Genomic DNA, 19,233 nt, shown 5'->3' with positions numbered 1-19,233 from the left:
GTTTGGTGGCGGGCAAGCTTGCTTCACTCGCACGATACTGACTAGAACCAATTAATAAGAAATAAAAACGCCTGTCACCACTATCAGCAGCAACAGGCCAGTATAAAGAGTGCGCAATCTCATGATGCATAGCGGGTTATGTGCGTTTCATCTGCAAATTCTACTAAAAAGGCCCATGCCGTGGCATGGGCCTCGTGATGTCAAACCTTTTTCCTGCCCGGCCCAAGGAAATACCAAATGATCAGACCGACAAGTGGTAACACCAGGATGATCACAATCCACAGGGCTTGATCGGTTTCACAGCGCTCTGTAAAACATTGATGATCGCCCAAATGTCCAGAATAAACACCACCAGCCAGAGTAATTTCGTCATCGTCGTCCCTCCTCTTGCTGATTCTGTTCGTTATGGTAATATGGATTGGTGAAATATCGGCATATTTTCAATAAAATGCAATGGTTTTAATCTGTGCGGGCCAAAACCGGCGGATCGGGGCCGGACGGAGAACCATCAGCTCCATGGCCGCGCAGGATGGGAACCTGAGTTTGCGGGTAGAAACCAGAGCTTGCTGGTGGAAGCGAGAATTTGCAGTCGGGAACGAATAAAAGTGCGGATGGGGACCAGAATCCGGAGGTTGTAAATCAGGGCCTCCGAACCGCCTGGTCATATTCCGCCGCGTCGATATAGAGCTTGTACCAGGTGAAATCCCCCTCCTTGAAACGCCAGGTGACACTGCAGCGCACCGGCATGCGGATGCCGCCCAGTTCACCATAGCCTCCCTCCTCCACGCGCACCAGCCAGGGTTCGAGGGTCGAGCCCTCCTTGCGGTAGTAATAGCGGTCGGCGATAAAGCTGCTGAAATCCCCATCCGGAGTGAAGGTGAATATGCCGGAGGCGGTGACGCCGCCGTAACTCATGGTTGCTTTGGCCGAGAGGGAATCGACAGCCTCCCAGGCGATGTGCGGACTGAGAGCGGCCGAGGGGAACCAGACGGTCTCGCCCAGCCAACGCAGCAGGGTGCCCTGGTCGGTCTCGGGCCCGCTGGCGTTGACGATCGGCAGCAAGGAGGCGAGCTTGATGACCATACGGCCGCGGCCGTCCTGGTACATGTCCCGGCCGGCGAGGTGCAAAAGTGGCATCATCTTGACATCGGCGATCCAGATGAATCCGGGCTCCGCGGTGCGAAAGTACTGCTCCGAGACCACCGGCAACCAAGCCCCTCCTGGCTTGTTAAGCATCTCGCCGCGCTGGCGCAAGTGCACCAGACGGATCTCCTCCCTGCCGGCGGCGCCGCTGCGGATGAGCCAGCGCTGCACCGGCGCGGGCAGATGGGCGATGCGGCCGGGGGTGACCATCTCCCCTTCCGGCAGGCTCGCGGGCCAAAAGGCGGCCAATTCCTGGCGCACCATGCGGTGGAAACTCCATTGTCCCCAGACCAGGGCCAATGCGGTCACAACGACCAGGCCCGCCGACACGATCAGAATGATCCGGATCATCGCTTTACCCTATTTTCGAGATACCATGCATAGGTCCGCCGGATCCCCTCCTCCAGGCCGATCCGGGGCCGCCAGCCGGTCGCGCGCAGCCGGCTGACATCGAGGAGCTTGCGCGGCGTGCCGTCCGGCTTGCTGGTATCGAACTCGATCCCTCCCGCATACCCGACCACACCTTTGATCAGTTCCGCCAGCTCGCGGATGGTGAGATCCTCACCAACGCCGATGTTGAGGATCTCGTCACGGTCATATTTGTTCATGAGAAAAACGCAGCTGTCCGCGAGGTCATCGACGTGCAGGAACTCGCGGCGGGGCTTGCCTGTCCCCCAGATGGTGACAGAAGGCTGGTTGCCGTCCTTAGCCTCGTGAAAACGCCGAATGAGGGCGGGCAGGACATGCGAAGTTTGCAGATCGAAATTGTCGTTGGGGCCGTAGAGATTGGTCGGCATGACCGAGATAAAGTTGCTGCCATACTGGGCGCGGTAAGCTTCGCACATCTTGATGCCGGCGATCTTGGCGATGGCGTAGGGCTCATTGGTCGATTCGAGCGGGCCGGTGAGCAGGTGCTCCTCGCGGATCGGCTGCGGCGCCAGCTTGGGATAGATGCAGGAGCTGCCGAGGAAGAGGAGCTTTTGCACTCCGCTGAGATGGGCGGCATGGATGAGGTTGGCCTGGATCTGCAGATTCTCGTAGATGAATTGGGCGCGAAAGGTGTTGTTGGCGAGGATCCCTCCCACCTTCGCCGCGGCGATGAAAACGAAATCGGGCTTTTCAGCAGCCATGAATTTGAAAACCGCCGCCTGGTCGAGAATGTCGAGCTCCTCCAGGGTGCGCACCAGCAGACGGCGGTAGCCCTTGGCCTCGAGAGTGCGCACCAGAGCCGATCCGACCATGCCCTTGTGGCCGGCGATATAAACCTTACTGTCTTTTTTCACATTCACCTGCCTGTTCATCGGAATCTACCGCTCTCGTGCGCCGGGGCACGCCGGAGGAGGCGGAGGTAACTCATGCCGCCAGGTCTGACCATGTCCGGGCGTTGAAAGCCAAAGGTCCCGCGCAGCATGAAAAGGAAGCTCAATAGCCCCGGCGCTTGACTTTTTCCAGATCGGCCTGAACCATGAGGTGCACCAGCTCGGGCAGGGTCGTCTTCGCCTCCCAGCCGAGCATCCTGCGCGCCTTGCCCGCATCCCCGACCAGAAGATCGACCTCGGTTGGGCGGAAATAGTTGGGATCTACGGCTACGCGCACCTTGCCGGTTTTGGGGTCGATGCCCTTCTCCTCACGCCCCGTTCCTGTCCAGTCCAGCTCCACGCCGATCTCGCGGAAGGACAGATCGGCGAATTCGCGCACCGTGTGCATCACTCCGGTGGCAAGGACGTAATCCCCGGGCTCGGGCTGCTGCAGCATTCGCCACATTCCATCGACATACTCAGGGGCGTAGCCCCAGTCGCGCTGCGCGGCGAGATTGCCGAGATATACGGTCTCCTCCAGCCCGAGCGCGATGCGTGCCACCGCGCGGGTGATCTTGCGAGTGACGAAGGTCTCGCCACGCCGGGGCGACTCGTGGTTGAAGAGGATGCCATTGCAGGCAAAAAGGTTGTAGGCCTCACGATAATTGACGATGATCCAGTAGGCGTAGAGCTTGGCGACGCCGTAGGGCGAGCGCGGGTAAAAGGGCGTGGTTTCGCTCTGGGGAATCGCTTGCACCTTGCCGTAAAGCTCGCTGGTCGAGGCCTGGTAGAACCGGGTGGCAAGGCCGGTCTCCTTTATGGCGTCGATGAAGCGGAGAGTGCCCATGGCGTCGGTCTCGGCGGTGTATTCGGGCAGCTCGAAGGAGACTTTGACGTGGCTCTGGGCGGCAAGATTATAGATCTCGTCGGGATTGATCTTTTCGAGCAGGCGGTTGAGGTTGCTCGAGTCGGTGAGGTCGCCGTGGTAGAGGAAGAAGCGCTTGTCGTGCAGCGCGGTGTCATTGAAGAGATGGTCGATGCGGCCGGTGTTGAAGGAACTGGACCGGCGGATAATGCCGTGGACCTCATAGCCTTTGTCGAGCAGCAGCTCGGCGAGGTAGGAGCCGTCCTGTCCGGTGATGCCGGTGATGAGGGCTTTTTTCATTAGTACCCTTCGATGCTCAGGATGATGGATACTTGTTTGAGTATCAGCGTTTGACCAAAGGCAAAGTCAACGGCGGGATATTCATCCGCGAGGTCGTGGCATGTACAAGTTCACGAAAGAAGGGCCAGATATTAATGGGCAGGCTCACCTGACTGTAAATTGCAAAGTATTCAGGGGTCATCTCGCGATGACTCGAAAAATGCAGTTTATAGCTTGCCTGGATTTTTAATGCACTTTTGCGATCAGCGGTTTTTCCCGTCAATTTATACTCATGAATGACACTAAATCCACTCTCTTCAAGTGAAAATGTGGATTCTGATGAGATGCTAATCGCAAGCCGATCATCAAATGATGCAGTATCCAGCCTGCAGTTCATTTCAATGAGTTGAATCTGCTTTAAATCGATACCTACGATAAACCGCCGATATTCCTCGGGCGAAGGTTCACTCAATACAGGCTTAGGCGACCTGGCTGCCATATTTTTTTTCCCAGGTTATCCCCTGCGCGCTGGCAGGGTGTTCAAATGAGTATTGCATGGATTGTACCGACCACGACAGACTATTCATGCGCTGACAAAGCTGCGCCAGCTGGTCCTGGATTGAGGAAATGGTTAGTCTCTGTGAAAGCAAAGAAACGCAATACTGATTCAGTGTAGTCTGGTTTTGTTCAGCCTGCTCGGCCAATTCGCGGTGCAGATCAACCGGAACGCGCAAAACAAAGCGTCCACTATAAGACCTTTCTTCATCCTGAACCGGCTCCGGAATTTCGATGCCTTTTTCCAGATACTCCTCAAACAATATCTCTTTCACTTCATCGAGGTCTTTAATAGCTTCCTCTCTTGTCTCTCCATCCCCTCTGAAAGCAAGCTTGCCGAGCTGCCGTATGAATGCAGAATAGCCCCCTCCATCCTCTACAGGAATTTTAACGATCTCAATGGGATAGTCCAGGGACAGATAATAATCCAGACTCTTGTTATTCACTGCTCTTCCTCTGTAATCATATCGATAGCCTGCAAGATATCTTTAAGATAAGCACCTTTTACCCGTTGCCCGCCCTGGCCCGGGAATACAAAACCACCCAACGCATCATAGCCGGGTCGCCCGATGAGTCTGAGGTGGCGGACAAAAATATGGGATCCCCTTTTAGTATCCACTTCAAACCCGTAGTGTTTGAGGACTGAAAGCACTTCATCCCGCCTGACCTCAGGCGGCCGTCGTCGCCAATGCTCCAACACCTTTTCTATCTTAGACACTACTTCTCCATTAATATACTACTGATAGTATCAAATTGCAAGATCTTTTATTCGCCAAAAAGCCAGTTCACCTTTTGGCGTATACCACTTAAAAAGAAAGGGAACCCCGGTGATGAGGCTCCCTTGGTGACAAGAAAACACTTTACGCCTTGACGATATTGCCGTCGCCGAGCTTGCCGTAGAGCTTGTAGACATTGCGGGTGTCGATGATCAGGCTGGCGTGCTTGCGTACCAGCTCGTAATCGACATCGGTGTGGTCGGTGATGACGATGACCACATCGTACTTTTTGACGTTCTCTGCGGTGAGCGGCACGCTGCTCATCTCGTACTGATACTTGCGCGTCGCCGGCAGCTTGGGCACATAGGGGTCGTGATAGTCCACCGTGCAGCCGCGCTCGTGGAGGATCTCGATGACCTTGAAGGCCGGCGTCTCGCGCATGTCATCGATATCCTTCTTGTAGGCGGCACCGAGGATCAGCACTTTGGCGTTTTTGAGGCTTTTACCCTGCTCATTGATGGCCTCGAGGGTCTTTTCAAAGACGTAGTAGGGCATGTTGGTGTTTATTTCTCCGGCCAGTTCGATAAAGCGGGTGGGCATATCGAATTCACGCGCCTTCCAGGTCAGATAGAAAGGATCGATCGGGATGCAATGGCCTCCGAGGCCGGGGCCGGGATAGAAGGGCATGAAGCCGAAGGGCTTGGTCGAGGCCGCCTTGATCACCTCCCAGACGTCGATGCCCATGCGCTCGAGGATCTGCTTCATCTCGTTGACCAGGGCGATGTTAACGCTGCGAAAGATGTTCTCGAGCAGTTTGGCGGACTCGGCAGCGCGGGTGCTGCTGACCGGCACCGGCGTAGTGATACAACCGTAGAGGCTGATCGCGCATTCGCGAGCGTAGGGATCATCGGCGCCGACGATTTTAGGAATGGTGCGGATGGTGAAATTCTGGTTATTGGGATCCTCGCGCTCCGGCGAGAAGGCAACCCAGAAATCGACGCCGCACTTCTTGCCGGACTCCTCGAGGATCGGCCGCATCACCTCGTCGGTGGTGCCCGGCCAGGTGCTCGACTCGAGAATGAACATCTGCCCGGCGCGCAGATACTTTTTCAGCTCATGCGAGGTGACCTCGATGTAGGAGAGATCCGGCTCGCGGTGCTCGTCAAGCGGGGTCGGTAGGGCGATGAGGATGACATCCGCCTCAGGGGATTTTGCGAAATCGGCAGTGTATTTCACCTTGCCCAGACCATTGATCTCCTCGATATCCTTCGAGGGAATATGCTTGATGTAGCTCTTACCGGCGCTCAGCTTGTCGATCTTGCTCTGGTCGATGTCAAGCCCAATGATGGAGAACCCCTTGCGTGCAAATTCTATGAGCAGAGGCAATCCCACATAACCCAGTCCAACGATACCCAGTACGGCCTGCTTGGATTCGATCTTTGCTTTGAGGTCCATATTGTATCTCCGTGGTTGATGAATATAACTGTAGTATTATAATTGCTGCGACGGATGAGGTCTCATTCGCCTTTCATCCATTGTACCACCTTTTCAAGGCCTTTGCGGAATTCAACCTGGGGCTCATAGCCGAGGAACTGGCGCGCCTTGCCGATGTTGGCCAGGGAGTGCTTCACATCTCCGGCGCGCGGCTCCGAATACTGGGCTTCTATATTCGTGCCGAACAGCTCGTTGATATAGCGGATGAGCGTATTGATGGTGATGCGCTTGCCGCAGGCAATATTGAACACCTCACCGGGCAGCTCTTCCAAGCCCTTCTCACAGGCGAGGAGGTTGGCATGGACAACATTGGCGACATAGGTGAAATCGCGGGATTGCTCGCCATCGCCGTGCACCAGGGGAGGTTGGCCGTTGCGGATCAAGTCGATGAATTTGGGGATGACGGCCGAATACTGCGAATAGGGGTCCTGGCGCGGTCCGAAAACGTTGAAATAGCGCAACGAGACGGTCTCGAGACCGTAAATCTTGGTGAAGACCTGGCAATATTTTTCACCCGCCAGCTTGGCCACCGCATAGGGCGAGAGCGGCTTGGGCAGCATATCCTCGGTCTTGGGCAGGGTCTCGAGATCGCCGTATATGGAGGAGGAGGAGGCATAGATCAGCCGCTTGACCTTGGCGTCACGGGCGGCGTCGAGGATGTTGAGGGTGCCGACGACATTGACCTCGTTGCTGGTGATCGGATCCTTGACCGAACGCGGTACCGAGGGCAGGGCCGCCTGGTGCAGGACAAAATCGGATCCGTCCACCGCATCACGAACGATGTGATAGCTACGGACATCCCCTTCGAATAACTCGATCTTGTCGAGGAAAGGCTTGATGTTTTCGCGTTTGCCGGTGGAAAAATTATCCAGCACCCGCACCTTTTCTCCGCGCTGCAGTAGCGTTTCGACAATATGGGACCCGATAAATCCGGCCCCTCCGGTCACCAAGTACGTCGCCATGGAGTCTCCGCCTCTTTGGAACGATTCATTCGTCAGGATTGACGATAGGTTACAAACCGTGAGGAAATCGCACCCCTTTCGTCCAGTATACAAATATTTTGCCTAGAAAACAAGCGGATAGTATGTGCGCGGTAAAAAAATTGGGGCGGCTGGAGCGGGGGTGGGTCGGGCGGGAGTTGGGTTGACTGGTGGGGGCAACGGGCTGGGCGGCTACTTTACCACATCAACCAGGTTATCCTCCATGCTCACCAGCACCGACTTGCCGATGGCCGGCACCTGCACCACAAACCACTTCTGCCCTCTTTGACCAGTCAGCACCCCTTCCAACCCCGCCAGCGGACCCGAGGCGATGCGCACCGCTGTCCCCGGCAGCAGTCCGGGCTGCACCTCCACCTCGACTCCGGTCGTGAGGATGCGCCGGATCGCCGCGATCTCTTCATCGCGGACCGGCGCCGGTACATTGAGGAAATTGACAATCCGCACTACGCTCGGCGAGGTCTGCACCTCCCAGCGGCGGTTGTATGGAATCCGGACGAAAATATAGCACGAGAAGAGCGGTTCCTCCACCCAGCGGCGGCGGTCCTTCCATTGTTTGAGCGACTTTTTCATCGGCAGAAAATTCTCGATGCCGGCGCCCTCGAGGCTGAGCCTGGCCTTCTTTTCGTGCCGCGGCTTGGTCACAAAAGCATACCAGTGCGGCTCCGATTCGTTTACCTTGCTCACGATCAGACCCCGTTGCTCTTGCCGTTCTCGGCGCTGCGGCTACCCGGCTTGCCGCTTTTGTTCTTTTCGCGGTAATAATCGCTGTAATAGTAATGGGGGTAGTAGGAGCCGTAGACCTGTTCCGCCGTGATGCCGTTGAGGATGGCCCCGAGCACCGGAGCGCCGACGCGTTTGAGCTGTTCGTGCGCCCGTACAGCGGCCTCGCGGGCGGTGTCGCCGGAACGGATGACCAGCAGCACACCGTCCACCATCGGCGCCAGGATCGCCGCATCGGTCACCGCAAGGGTCGGCGGCGAGTCGATCAGCACGATGCTGTAGCGGTCGCGCACCGCGGTGAGAAGCCGCTGCATCGCCTCCGATCCCAATAGCTCCGCCGGATTGGGCGGAATGACGCCGCAACTGAGCACATGGAGCTCCGGCAAAACCTCGATCTCGTGCGTCGATTCGTCCAGCTCCGCGCGGCCCACCAGGATATTGGTCAGGCCGCTGCTCTTCTCCAGCCCAAAGAGGCGGTGCTGGATGGGCTTGCGCAGATCCGCGTCGATCAGCAGCGTCCGGTTGCCCATCTGGGCGAAGGTGATGGCCAGATTGGCGACGGTGGTCGACTTGCCCTCCTGCGGGCCGCTGCTGGTCACCAGGAAAAGTTTTTTCGGCTGGCCTGGGGTCGAAAAGAGGATGTTGGTGCGCAGGGTGCGGTAGGCCTCCGAGATCGGCGAGCGTGGCTTGAGCTGGGTCACCAGGCGCTCATTGATCGAGCGCACCTCGGCGTCTTTCTTGCTATCGAGGCCCCGGGCAAAGACGCCGTTGGTTGGCTCGGCCTTGATGAAAGGGATGGAGGCCATCACCGTCATTCCAAGGTGCTCGACATCCTCCATGGTGCGCACCGAATTGTCGAGGTACTCGAGGGTGAAGGCGATGGCGAGGCCGAGACCGAGACCGGCGATGGTGCCCAGGATCAGGTTCAGTCCCTTGCGCGGCGAGACCGGCTTTTTCGGCTCCCTGGCCGCGTCGATGATGCGGACATTGCCGATCTGGCCCACCTCGGTGATGCGGGATTCCTGGTATTTCTCCTGGAGCATTAGATAGATCTTTTCGTCCACCTGGGCGGCACGCAGCAGCCGGGCTAGGGTAAGGCTTTTCTGCGGCAGGGATTCGAGCTCGCGGTTATAGCCGGCGAGGATTCCCTTGAGCGCCTCCACCTTGGGGATGAGGGACTGGATTTCGGTCTCGACCTCGATCTTGTTGGAGAAGAGGGTTCCGGCCAGTTGGGCGGGATCGACGAACTCGGCGGCGGCGATCTTGGCGATCTCGTCGCGGAATTTCTGCTTGAGGGCTTCGACCTGGCGCTCGCGCAGCTGGACCTCACTCTTATTGCGCTCGTAGGCGCCGATCTCGATCATCGAGGCCATATAGGAGGCGAGGGCCGCCTCCTTCTCGGCGATCTGCTTCTTCATCTCCGCAAGATAGGGCTGGGTCGAGATGGTCTCGACGTCAAAATTTACGTTGCGCTGTGCCAGCTGCTGGTTGATATAGGCGAGGCGCTGCTTGTGCGCCTCGAGGTCGGTAGCGGCCTCGTTGTAGATGGTCTCGAACTCGGCGGTCTTGCGCACCAGTTCCTCGGTTTCTCGGTCCAGGGCGACCACCTTGGCCTGCTGCTGATAGCTCTTGAGCTCCTCCTCGGAGCGCGCCAGCTCTTCGTGGACCTTGCTCATCTGCTCTTCGATGAAATTCTTGACCTGGCGCACCTCGGACTGGCTCTGGGCGCGGTTCATCTCTTTGTAGGCTTGGGCGACCGCGTTGGTCACAAAGGCGGCCTCAAAAGGCGAGGGCGCAGTGACGCGGATCTCGATCATATCGGTGTTGCGGATGGGGGCGATGCTGAGTTGTTTGCGCAGATTTTCGGTCACCAGATCGAAAAAGCGGGGGTCGTCCAGGGAGGGGGCGCCGCCCTTGCCGAACCACTCCTTGAAAAGGCCGCGGCCGCTCTCGCCACCGGCGCCGAGAAGACGGAGGCGCGCCGCCGGCTCCGAGGTGCGCAGCGATTGCAGCACATTCTCCGCCAGAGTCCGGCTCTTTAGGATCTCCACCTGGTTGTTGATCATGGTTTCTTTTTTCATCATGGTGGAGAAATCGAAGAGCGACTGCCCCACGCCGCCCTGCTGCTCCACCATGATTTTGGCGGAGGCTTCATATTTAGGCTCGGCCGTGAAGGTGTAATAGAGGGTGGCGGCGAGAACGGAGAGAAAGGAGATCAGAATGACCCAGCGCCCGCGATAGAGGATGCGGAAATAATCGTGAACCGTCAGCTGGCGTTCCTGACGGGGCGGCGGGAAGAGCCGCAGGGCGCTGCCGCCGGAAAGCGTTGAAGGGGCGGATGGATGATTCATGGATGCCTGTACTTTTGCCTCTTTCTGGCGGGGACAGCTAATTATTTCGGTAAAAATCGACGAGCGCCCAGACCTGGACCAGGGCGGCGATACGCACGGCAAAATCGAAAAACTGGCTGATGAAATGCAGGGAGGTACCGGAGACCACCACGGTATCGCCGGGGCGCAGCACCGGAATCTGCGCCGCTGTCCCCTTTTCGAGATACTCCTTGACGTCGATTTCGATGACCTGGGCCTTGCCCTCGCCGCTGCCGGGGCGTACCAGCTTGATGCTCTTGATGCGCGCCTCCTCCCGCGGCCCGCCGGCGAAGGAGAGCAGCGAAATGAGATCGGTCTCGTACGGGACCATATACTGGCCGGGCTTATAAACGAATCCCCAGACGTTGACCGCCATCAGCACCTGATCCTGGCTGCCCAGAAAGTACTGGGCCGCCCGGGGCTGTTCCGTGGTGACGGGCTGCTGGCCCAGGATCGCCGGCGCCATCGCGGCCAGCAGCAGGAGCGTCAGGAGCAGCAAGCGACGCATCAGCGCATATCCACGATTTCGTAGCCTTCGGGTATCACGGGTTTGAAGGTGGCGTCGCTGAGATTGGCATTGAGGTCGACGTTCTTGATCTCATAGACCGAGCTGTTGCCGTCCTGATCGGTCTGCTTGATCCGGTTCATCATCAGGCTCTTCTGGTCCGCCCAGATTTCGACCTCCCTGTTGAACTCGTCCTCGCTGCGGGCGGTCAAGCGGATATGGTAATGCGGCGCCCCGGCGATGGTCTCGGGCGCCAGCAGCTCGCTCCGGTAGTTGTCGACATAGTTCTGCAAAAAGGACTTGAGAAAGGGATTATCGCCGGCGTTCTCGGAGGCGTCGTCGATGATCACCTGGTTGTTGCCGTGCGGCATAGTCCAGATGGTCTTGCCGTCGGTGATGATAGTCTGATCGTTATTCTCGATCTTGAACTGCACGCCGTTGTGCGTGCAAAGGCGGCCCGTGAAGACCTGAGTCTCGTTCGCCAGCTCCCAGTGAAAGGTCTGAGTATAGTCGGCGCACACGTTCTTCATGGACTCATATTTTTTCTGGATCTTGCCGAGCAAATCGGACGCCGTCTGCGCCGCGGCGATGACGGCCATGCCCAGAACCAGAAGCGCTGTCAGTTTTCTTGTCATACTCCACCCTCTATCTTGTAAAAGGATTATCCTTGTCGTTATACGTCCTGAAGGCGCCAACGTTCCCGGCAGCCGGCTAAAATACCTCATCGCCGTCGTTCACGCTGTCACCGGAAAGATTCTCGAGATCCTCGGGTCGCATCAGCACCTCGCGCGCTTTGCTGCCCTCGAAGGGGCCGACCACACCGGCCATCTCCAGTTCGTCGATGAGCCTCGCCGCGCGCGAATAGCCGACCTTGAGGCGGCGCTGCAGGATCGAAACCGATCCCTGGCCGGTGCGTACCACGATGCGCATGGCCTCGTTGAAGAAGGGATCACGGCGGCCGTTGCCCGCCCCGCGCTCGCTCTCGCTTCCGGCTGTCTCCTCGTCGATGTAGGCGGGCAGCGGCGTCTTGACCACCGGCGGCTGGGTGTGAATGTGGCTGAGGACCCGCTCGATCTCCTCGAGGCTGATGAAGGCATTGTGGATGCGGATCGGCTCGGCGCTGCCGGGCGGTAGAAAGAGCATGTCCCCCTTCCCCAGCAGTTTCTCAGCCCCGTTCATGTCGAGGATGGTGCGGGAGTCGACCTTGGTGGCCACTTGAAAGGCCATACGCGCCGGGAAATTGGCCTTGATGACGCCGGTGATAACATCGACCGAGGGGCGCTGGGTGGCGACGATGAGATGGATGCCGACCGCACGCGACATCTGTGTCAGGCGGGCGATCGGCTCCTCGACATCCTTGGAGGCGCTGGAGGTGAGCATCAGGTCGGCGAGCTCATCGACAACGATCACCAGATAGTGCAGCGGCGGAGCTACCGCCCCGCTCTCGGTGTGGAGGCGTCCTTCGCCGGCGCGCTGGTTGTACTCCTCGATATTGCGCACGCCGGCGATGGCAAGCATGTCGTAACGCCGCTCCATCTCCTGCTCGGCCGAGCGTAGCACAGCGATGGCGCTTTTGGCGGTGGTCGCCACCTTCTCGCGAACCCCCTCGACGTAGGAGAGGTGGTAAGGATGGAGGCGGCTGTAGGTGGAAAGCTCGAGGCGTTTGGGATCGATCAGGACCAGCTGAACCTGGGCGGGATGGGCCTTGTAGAGAAAACTGGTGATGATCGTGTTGAGGCACACGCTCTTGCCCGAGCCGGTCGAGCCGGCGACCAGCAGGTGCGGCATCGAAGCCAGGTCGGTGACGTAGGGTGCGCCGGAGATGGTCTTGCCCAGGCCGATGCTGAGGGGGGAGCGCGCTGACTGGAACTCGGTCGAGGCGAGGATCTCGCGCAGATAGACCATCTGCGGCTCGTCGTTGGGGATCTCGACGCCGATGGCGTTCTTGCCGGGGATCGGAGCGACGATGCGGATGCGTTTGGCGCGCATGGCCATGGCCAGGTCGTCCGCGAGCCCGGTGATGCGGCTCACCTTGATGCCCGGTGCCAGCTCCATCTCGTAGCGGGTGATCACTGGGCCGGGGTGGATCTCGGTCACACGCGCCTGGATGTCGAAATCAGCGAGCTTGGCCTCGAGCAGGCGGGCCTTTTCGCGCAGTTCCTCTTCTGAAATCGGCTCGGCGGTCTCCTCCGGCGGCTGCAGCAGGCTCAAGGGTGGAAAGGTATAGGGGCCGCCGGGTTTGATGGCCGAAGCCAGCTCATCCTCCTCGTTCTCTGTTCCGTTCTCCTCCTCCTGCCAGGGTTGTTCGTGCAGTTTCACGGCCACGGGCGGCTGTGGCATCGCCACCCGAACCGGCGGCCGCTCCTCCTCCTCGTCGGCGAGGTCGATCGGCAGCGGCCGGGTGACGACCGGTCCCTGCGGCTCGGCGGCGCGGAACCGCTTCACGGCTACCTCCGGCTTGCTCTTGACGCCGCGTATCGAACGGATGTTCTGGCTGATGCGCACGCCCAGCCGCGAGAAACCGGCCGATAGGTTGGCATAAAGCTCGCGCAGGGAGAACGAGGTGAAGATGACGATATTGATCACCGTCAGCCCGATCAGGACAATGACCGCACCGGTGACGCCGATCAGCTTGCGCAGCAGGGTCGCCAGGAGCACGCCGATGAAACCGGAATACTCGTAGAGCTGGGCAGAGGGCGCGCCCTGGATGTAATGCCAGGTTGCAAATCCCATGGAAATATAAAGCGCCAGCAGAAAAGTAAACCAAGCCCAATGCCGCAGCGGCAGGGTCTGGCGCCCGAGGAGCTTGAAAATCCCCATGGCGATGAAAATGAAGGGCAGGACGACCACCGGATAGCCGATGGTCCCGTGGATGAGGGCCCAGGAGAGATAGACGCCGGCGATTCCCAACTGGTTCCTCACCAGGCTGGGATTGACATCCTGCGGATTCTCATTCTGATAGGTCAGCAGGCCGATGGCCAGAAGAAGCCCGAAGAGAATCAGCAAAATGCCGAGCATCTCCTCGCGCTTGCGGGCGTCGAGCAGCGGCTCGGCTTTGACCGGCGTTCTTTTCTTGATGCGCTTGGCCATGGTGCCGGGCGTCCGTTACTGTTTTTTGTAAAAGGGGGTTTCGCAGACCGCGGCCGGCATGCGGGTGCTGCGGATCTCGATCTCGATCGGCGTGCCGACCGCCGCCAGCGCGGCCGGAACGTAGCCGGTGCCTATGCCCTTTTCAAGGCTGGGCGCGAAGGTGCCGCTGGTGACGGTGCCGATGCGTTCGCCGTCCTTCCAGATCGCATAGCCATGGCGCGGGAAGGCCTTTCCGGGCATGTCGAACCCGATCAGCTTGCGCTTGAGGCCGGCGGCCTTGACGGCCAGCAAGGCTTCGCGGCCGATGAACTCGCCCTTGTTGAGTTTGGTGATCCAGCCGAGCCCGGCTTCGAGGGGGTTGGTGGTCTGGTCGATGTCGTTGCCGTAGAGGCAGTATTTCATTTCCAGGCGCAGGGTATCACGCGCGCCAAGGCCGATCGGCTCGATGGCGAACTCCGCTCCCGCCGCCATCACCGCTTGCCAGACCCGGACGGCATGGCGGTTTTCAAACATCAGCTCGTAACCCAGTTCTCCGGTATAGCCGGTGCGCGAGATCATCATCGGGACTCCGGCGGCCTCCGCCTCATCCAGCCAATAGTACTCGAGGCCATTGAGGTCGAGGGCGGTCAGCTTCTGCAGGATCCGCTGCGCCATCGGCCCTTGCAGAGCGAGCAGCGAGAGGTTGTCGCTCTCATTGGTCAGGGTCACGCCGTCGATCAGGTGGCGGTTGGCCCAGGCCCAGTCCTTCTCCAGGTTGGCTGCGTTGACCACCATCAGGTAATGGTCGGGGAAGCGGTAGATCAGCAGATCATCGACGATGCCACCATCCTCATAGCACATCGCGGAATACTGCACCTGCCGCACGGCCAGCTTGCTGACGTCGTTGATGGTGATTTTTTGCAGAAAGGCCTCGGCATTGGGGCCTTTGACGAAGAATTCGCCCATATGGGAGACGTCGAAGAGGCCGGCGGTTGCGCGGACACGGCGATGCTCCTCGATGATGCCGCGATACTGGATGGGCATATAATAGCCGGCGAACTCGACCAGCTTGCCGCCGGCCGCGACGTGGATGTCATATAATGCGGTTTTCTTGGGTTCCAAAGCGCCTCCCGTTGCAAAAAGGGTCTGGATTTTTGGAAAGAAATTTTCTTTCAATGTGAAAATTAACATTTATTTGGGATATCTGCAAGAAGTATTTGGGGCGGTTGGAAGCGTAGGGTTGGGTGGGCGCGAGGGTGGAGGTGGTTGGGCGGGGTCGACTCCCGCCCGGGCGGGCAGGAGCCGGTATACGCTGGAGATTAGAATATATTGGAGAAATCATTAAAAATAACAAACAGCATCAGCGCCAGCAGCAGCGCCATGCCGACCTGCTGGACGATCAGCCGCACCCGGGTCGAGATCGGCTTGCGGATCACCCCCTCGATCGCCAGCAGCAGTAGGTGACCTCCATCCAGACCGGGTATGGGAAAAAGATTAATAATCCCCAGATTGAGACTGAGCAGGGCCATGAACATCACCAGGCTGCCGAATCCGGCCTTGGCGGTCTCGCCGGTCATCTGCGCGATCCGCACCGGCCCCGCCAGGCCCTCCTTGACGGAAACATCCCCCGAAAAGAGCATGCCGAAGGAGCGGAACATCATGCGCGTCAGGTTCCAGCTCGACTCCCAGCCGAGGGCGATGCCCCGGAAAACGCCGGGGCGGACGTTGATGGTTTTAGCATCGATGCCGACCAGGCCGTAGCCGAGCATCTTGTCGAGTTTGGGGGTGATCTGCGCGGACATCGGTGCGCCGTTGCGCTCCCACTCGATGGTTATCGTCTTGTCCGGAGAATTGTGGATGATCTTGATCAGATCGTCCCAGGCGGTAATCGGAGTCTGGTCGATGCGGACGATCCGGTCGCCAGCCTGGATCCCGGCCGCCTGGGCGGGCATGTTCTCTATAACCCGGCCGACGACCGGGCCGACCGGTTGCGGCACACCGGTGATGAAGACGCTCACGGTAAAGACCGCGATGGTGAAAAGCACATTAAAAGCGGAACCGGCGAAAAGAACGATCGCCCGGATCCAAAGGGGCTTGGACATAAACTCCCAGGGCTCCCCTTTTACCCCCGCGGCATCCATGGTCTCGTCAATCATCCCCGACATTTTGACATAGCCGCCCAGCGGCAGGGCCGAGATGCAATAGTCGGTCTCGCCAATCTGCTTGCCGAAAAGCCGCGGCGGAAAGCCGATCGAGAAACGCTCGACCCGGATTCCCGAGGCTTTGGCTGTGAGAAAATGGCCGAGCTCGTGGACGAGAATCAGGATGCCCAGAACCGCAATGAAGGGCAGCAGATAGGTTGTCATCAAACTCATGATTAACAGCATGTAAACTCCCTTGATCAATCCGTTGTAGTTATTTGCGGAGCGGGGGCCTGAGCAGCATCACCGGCTGTATCGTGCGGCGACGAAGGTCCGCGCCCATCGGTCGGCCTCGAGCAGGGTGGCGGCATCCGGGCTGCTCTGCAAAACATGAGCCTGCAGGGCGGCATCGATGAGCCGGGCGATGTCGAGATAGCCGATCCGTTTGTCGAGAAAGAGGTGCACCGCCGCCTCATTGGCCGCATTGAGGACCGCCGGGGCGGAGCCGCCGGCCCTCAGGGCCGCGCGCGCCAAGGCCAGGGCCGGGAACTTGTCCTCGTCGGGTCGGGCGAAGGTCAACGGCGGCATTTCATAAAAATCGAGACGTGGAAAAGCTGAATCCAGCCGCTCCGGCCAGGTCATTGCCAGCTGAATCGGTACGCGCATGTCCGGTACGCCCAGCTGCGCCTTGACCGATCCGTCATGAAAGGCCACCAACGAATGAACGATCGACTGCGGATGGATAACCACCCGGATGCGATCAGCCGCTACGGCAAAGAGCCAGTGGGCTTCGATGATTTCCAATCCCTTGTTCATCATCGTGGCGGAATCGATGGTGATCTTGCGACCCATCGTCCAGTTCGGGTGCTTCAGGGCCTGCTCGACCGTGACCATCCCCATCTCTTCGGCCGGCCAACTGCGGAACGGCCCGCCCGACCCGGTGAGGAGGAGTTCCTCCACCGCCTTGTTTTCCTCGCCCCGAAGGCATTGAAAGATGGCACTGTGCTCGCTGTCAATCGGCAGGATCGTCGTGCCGCTGGCGGCGGCTGCGCGCGTCACCAGGGCGCCGCCAATAACCAGCGCCTCCTTGTTGGCGAGAGCCACCGTGCGTCCGAGTTCAACCGCCGCCAGGGTTGGCACAAAGCCGACCGCCCCGACGACCGCATTGACCAGCAGATCGTACTCCATCTCTGAGCACAAGCGGCGCAGGGCATCGGAACCTGTCCAGATCTCCACGCCAAGGGCCCGGAAGGCCGCGCGCTGATCGGGATCCGGTGCAGCCCCAGTGATCGCCACCACAGCAGGTCGGTGTCGCGCCGCAAGACGCAGCAGATGGTCGATTTGCTGATGGGTGGAGAGCGCCACCACCCGGAAGCGCTCCGGCTTTTGTTCTACCACATGCAGGGCATTGAGGCCGATGGAGCCGGTGCTGCCGAGAATGACAAGCCGTTTTTCAGTCATGCTGCGCATCCATCGCGGTTTGGTCCCGGAAGATCTGGCGCCATCGCAGCGCTTCCGCCTCTTCCTCCCGGCTGAGCGCCGAATCGGAAAAAGAGATCCCCCAGCGGGTTGCGAAACCATCACGCAAGGCGGCCGCAACCTGGCTGTATTCGAGCGGCCGGGGCGCGATTTCATTCAAGCAAAGGGTTTTTTCCTGCATGAACCGGCGCGCCTGGAGCTGCCACCCCTCTTCCCTCCTGCTCAGATAGTCCACCAGCTGCAGATGCGCGTCGCCAAGAAGGATTGAGCCATGCTGCAAGGCCACCGGCCCGAAGCGGCGCTGGGCGCTACCGATGGCCTTTTTGCCGTCGTGCCCCAGCTCATAGCGGATCGCGGAGGCGAAGCAGAGACGGTCGAGGCCGCTCTTTTCACGCAGCGGCAGGGCGCGGGCGTTGCGCTCGAATTCGAGGGCCACGCCGAGCTGCCTGAGCGCTGCGGTCAATCCGGCGCTGATGCGCTCGTAGAGCGGCAGAATGCAGGGGTCGTAGAGGCGGCTGCCGGGGCCGAGTATGACCGCGTAGGTGACCTCATCGGCGTGAAGGACGGCGCGCCCGCCGGTAGGACGAAAGACGACATCGAGATTGTCCCGGCCGCATTTTTCCAGATCGAGGTCATTCAGGCGCTGATGATGCCCGAGCGAGATGGCGGGGGGCTTCCAGCCATAGACGCGCAAAACGGGCCGCCCGTCGTGGCACCGCGCCAGGGCGGTGTCGACGGCCATGTTGGTAAAGCCGTCCGCGAAGCCGCTGTCGATAAAGCGCCATGCTTCCACGCCCTTCCCGCTCCCGTTCAATGGAGAATGCCGCGATCAGCGGTTTCGATGAAACGGAGGATGTTGGTAATCTCCGGGGTCAGCTCAAATTCCGCCTTGATGCGTTCCACCGCCTGGCTGACATTCAGGTTCGAACGATAGAGGAGGCGGTACACCCGCTTCAGCTGCAGCAGGGTCTCGCTGCTGAAGCCGCGTCGGCGCAGGCCGATCGAATTGAGCCCGCAGAAGCGCAGCGGTTCCTCGGAGGCCAGAATGTAGGGTGGAACGTCCTGGATGACGCGGAAGCCGCCGCCGATCATGCAGTGCTGGCCGACATGGCAGAACTGGTGGACGGGGGTCATGCCGCCGATGATAGCCCAGTCCTCAATGGTGACATGGCCGCCGAGCTGGACGCCGTTCGACATGATGACGTTATTACCGACGGTGCAATCGTGGGCGACATGGGTATAGGCCATGAGCAGGCAATTGCTTCCGATGGAGCTCTTGCCATGGGCGGCGGTACCGCGGTTGAGGGTGGCGAATTCGCGGATGGTTGTATTATCGCCGATCTCAAAGAGGGTCGCCTCGCCGCCGAACTTGAGGTCCTGCGGTAAGGTGGCGACGACGGCGCCGTTGTGGATGCGGCAATTCTTGCCGATGCGCGCCCCGTCGGCGATCAGGGTATGCGGCCCGATGGTCGTTCCCTCGCCGATGGCCACATCGCCTTCAACGATGGCAAAGGCGCCGATCTGGACGTTGTCGCCGATCCGGGCTTGCGGGTCGATCAGGGCAGTAGGATGAATATCAGTCACGGGATGGGTCCTTTA

The 19,233-nt window shown here is 59.5% G+C and carries 18 protein-coding genes and 1 pseudogene; all 19 read right to left on the bottom strand.

From position 1 onward, the window contains the following. Window positions 1-200: 200 nt before the first annotated feature. Window positions 201-373, bottom strand: a pseudogene (locus tag PLH32_12595) (PLDc N-terminal domain-containing protein). Between the two features lie 266 nt (window positions 374-639). Next, window positions 640-1,494, bottom strand: coding sequence for a hypothetical protein (locus tag PLH32_12590; GenBank protein HQJ65444.1), 855 nt, complete (start codon window positions 1,492-1,494; stop codon window positions 640-642). Further along, window positions 1,491-2,426, bottom strand: coding sequence for a GDP-L-fucose synthase (locus tag PLH32_12585; GenBank protein HQJ65443.1), 936 nt, complete (start codon window positions 2,424-2,426; stop codon window positions 1,491-1,493). Before PLH32_12585 ends, PLH32_12590 begins: the two co-directional genes overlap by 4 nt. A 139-nt stretch (window positions 2,427-2,565) precedes the next feature. After that, window positions 2,566-3,606: a GDP-mannose 4,6-dehydratase gene (gmd, locus tag PLH32_12580; GenBank protein ID HQJ65442.1), complete on the bottom strand. Its 1,041-nt coding sequence runs from the start codon at window positions 3,604-3,606 to the stop codon at window positions 2,566-2,568. 43 nt (window positions 3,607-3,649) lie between these two features. Then, window positions 3,650-4,084, bottom strand: coding sequence for a hypothetical protein (locus PLH32_12575; GenBank protein HQJ65441.1), 435 nt, complete (start codon window positions 4,082-4,084; stop codon window positions 3,650-3,652). After that, a complete protein-coding gene (locus tag PLH32_12570) occupies window positions 4,065-4,586 on the bottom strand; it encodes a toxin-antitoxin system HicB family antitoxin (GenBank protein ID HQJ65440.1) in 522 nt (173 codons plus the stop codon). The genes PLH32_12575 and PLH32_12570 overlap by 20 nt, the downstream gene beginning before the upstream one ends. Further along, on the bottom strand, window positions 4,583-4,858 hold the full coding sequence (locus PLH32_12565) for a type II toxin-antitoxin system HicA family toxin (GenBank protein HQJ65439.1): 276 nt from the start codon (window positions 4,856-4,858) through the stop codon (window positions 4,583-4,585). Before PLH32_12565 ends, PLH32_12570 begins: the two co-directional genes overlap by 4 nt. A gap of 142 nt (window positions 4,859-5,000) precedes the next feature. Continuing rightward, on the bottom strand, window positions 5,001-6,311 hold the full coding sequence (locus PLH32_12560) for a nucleotide sugar dehydrogenase (protein HQJ65438.1): 1,311 nt from the start codon (window positions 6,309-6,311) through the stop codon (window positions 5,001-5,003). 62 nt (window positions 6,312-6,373) lie between these two features. Next, window positions 6,374-7,312 (bottom strand): SDR family oxidoreductase, encoded by a 939-nt coding sequence (locus tag PLH32_12555; protein HQJ65437.1) that lies wholly within the window; start codon window positions 7,310-7,312, stop codon window positions 6,374-6,376. Window positions 7,313-7,522: 210 nt separating this feature from the next. Then, on the bottom strand, window positions 7,523-8,035 hold the full coding sequence (locus tag PLH32_12550) for a UpxY family transcription antiterminator (GenBank protein HQJ65436.1): 513 nt from the start codon (window positions 8,033-8,035) through the stop codon (window positions 7,523-7,525). A 2-nt stretch (window positions 8,036-8,037) separates the two neighbouring features. Continuing rightward, complete coding sequence (locus tag PLH32_12545) at window positions 8,038-10,422, bottom strand: polysaccharide biosynthesis tyrosine autokinase (GenBank protein ID HQJ65435.1); 2,385 nt, start codon at window positions 10,420-10,422, stop codon at window positions 8,038-8,040. Between the two features lie 37 nt (window positions 10,423-10,459). Continuing rightward, window positions 10,460-10,948, bottom strand: a complete 489-nt coding sequence (locus PLH32_12540) for a hypothetical protein (protein ID HQJ65434.1) — start codon at window positions 10,946-10,948, stop codon at window positions 10,460-10,462. Then, window positions 10,948-11,580, bottom strand: coding sequence for an outer membrane lipoprotein carrier protein LolA (locus PLH32_12535; GenBank protein HQJ65433.1), 633 nt, complete (start codon window positions 11,578-11,580; stop codon window positions 10,948-10,950). Before PLH32_12535 ends, PLH32_12540 begins: the two co-directional genes overlap by 1 nt. Before the next feature lie 76 nt (window positions 11,581-11,656). Continuing rightward, entirely contained in the window at window positions 11,657-14,035 is a 2,379-nt protein-coding gene (locus PLH32_12530; GenBank protein ID HQJ65432.1) for a DNA translocase FtsK 4TM domain-containing protein, read from the bottom strand. A 15-nt stretch (window positions 14,036-14,050) separates the two neighbouring features. Continuing rightward, complete coding sequence (gcvT, locus tag PLH32_12525; protein ID HQJ65431.1) at window positions 14,051-15,136, bottom strand: glycine cleavage system aminomethyltransferase GcvT; 1,086 nt, start codon at window positions 15,134-15,136, stop codon at window positions 14,051-14,053. A gap of 197 nt (window positions 15,137-15,333) precedes the next feature. Continuing rightward, complete coding sequence (rseP, locus tag PLH32_12520; GenBank protein ID HQJ65430.1) at window positions 15,334-16,401, bottom strand: RIP metalloprotease RseP; 1,068 nt, start codon at window positions 16,399-16,401, stop codon at window positions 15,334-15,336. Between the two features lie 57 nt (window positions 16,402-16,458). Further along, window positions 16,459-17,616 carry a 1-deoxy-D-xylulose-5-phosphate reductoisomerase gene (locus PLH32_12515; GenBank protein HQJ65429.1) on the bottom strand — a complete coding sequence of 386 codons (1,158 nt, stop codon included), beginning with the start codon at window positions 17,614-17,616 and terminating at the stop codon, window positions 16,459-16,461. Continuing rightward, a complete protein-coding gene (locus PLH32_12510; protein HQJ65428.1) occupies window positions 17,609-18,427 on the bottom strand; it encodes a lipoate--protein ligase family protein in 819 nt (272 codons plus the stop codon). Before PLH32_12510 ends, PLH32_12515 begins: the two co-directional genes overlap by 8 nt. A 17-nt stretch (window positions 18,428-18,444) precedes the next feature. Then, window positions 18,445-19,218 carry an acyl-ACP--UDP-N-acetylglucosamine O-acyltransferase gene (gene lpxA, locus PLH32_12505; GenBank protein HQJ65427.1) on the bottom strand — a complete coding sequence of 258 codons (774 nt, stop codon included), beginning with the start codon at window positions 19,216-19,218 and terminating at the stop codon, window positions 18,445-18,447. Between the last annotated feature and the right edge of the window lie 15 nt (window positions 19,219-19,233).

Source organism: bacterium, from assembly GCA_035419245.1.
Classification (GTDB): Bacteria; Zhuqueibacterota; Zhuqueibacteria; order Residuimicrobiales; family Residuimicrobiaceae; genus JAKPUX01.
This window is presented reverse-complemented; position numbering and strand designations above follow the sequence as displayed.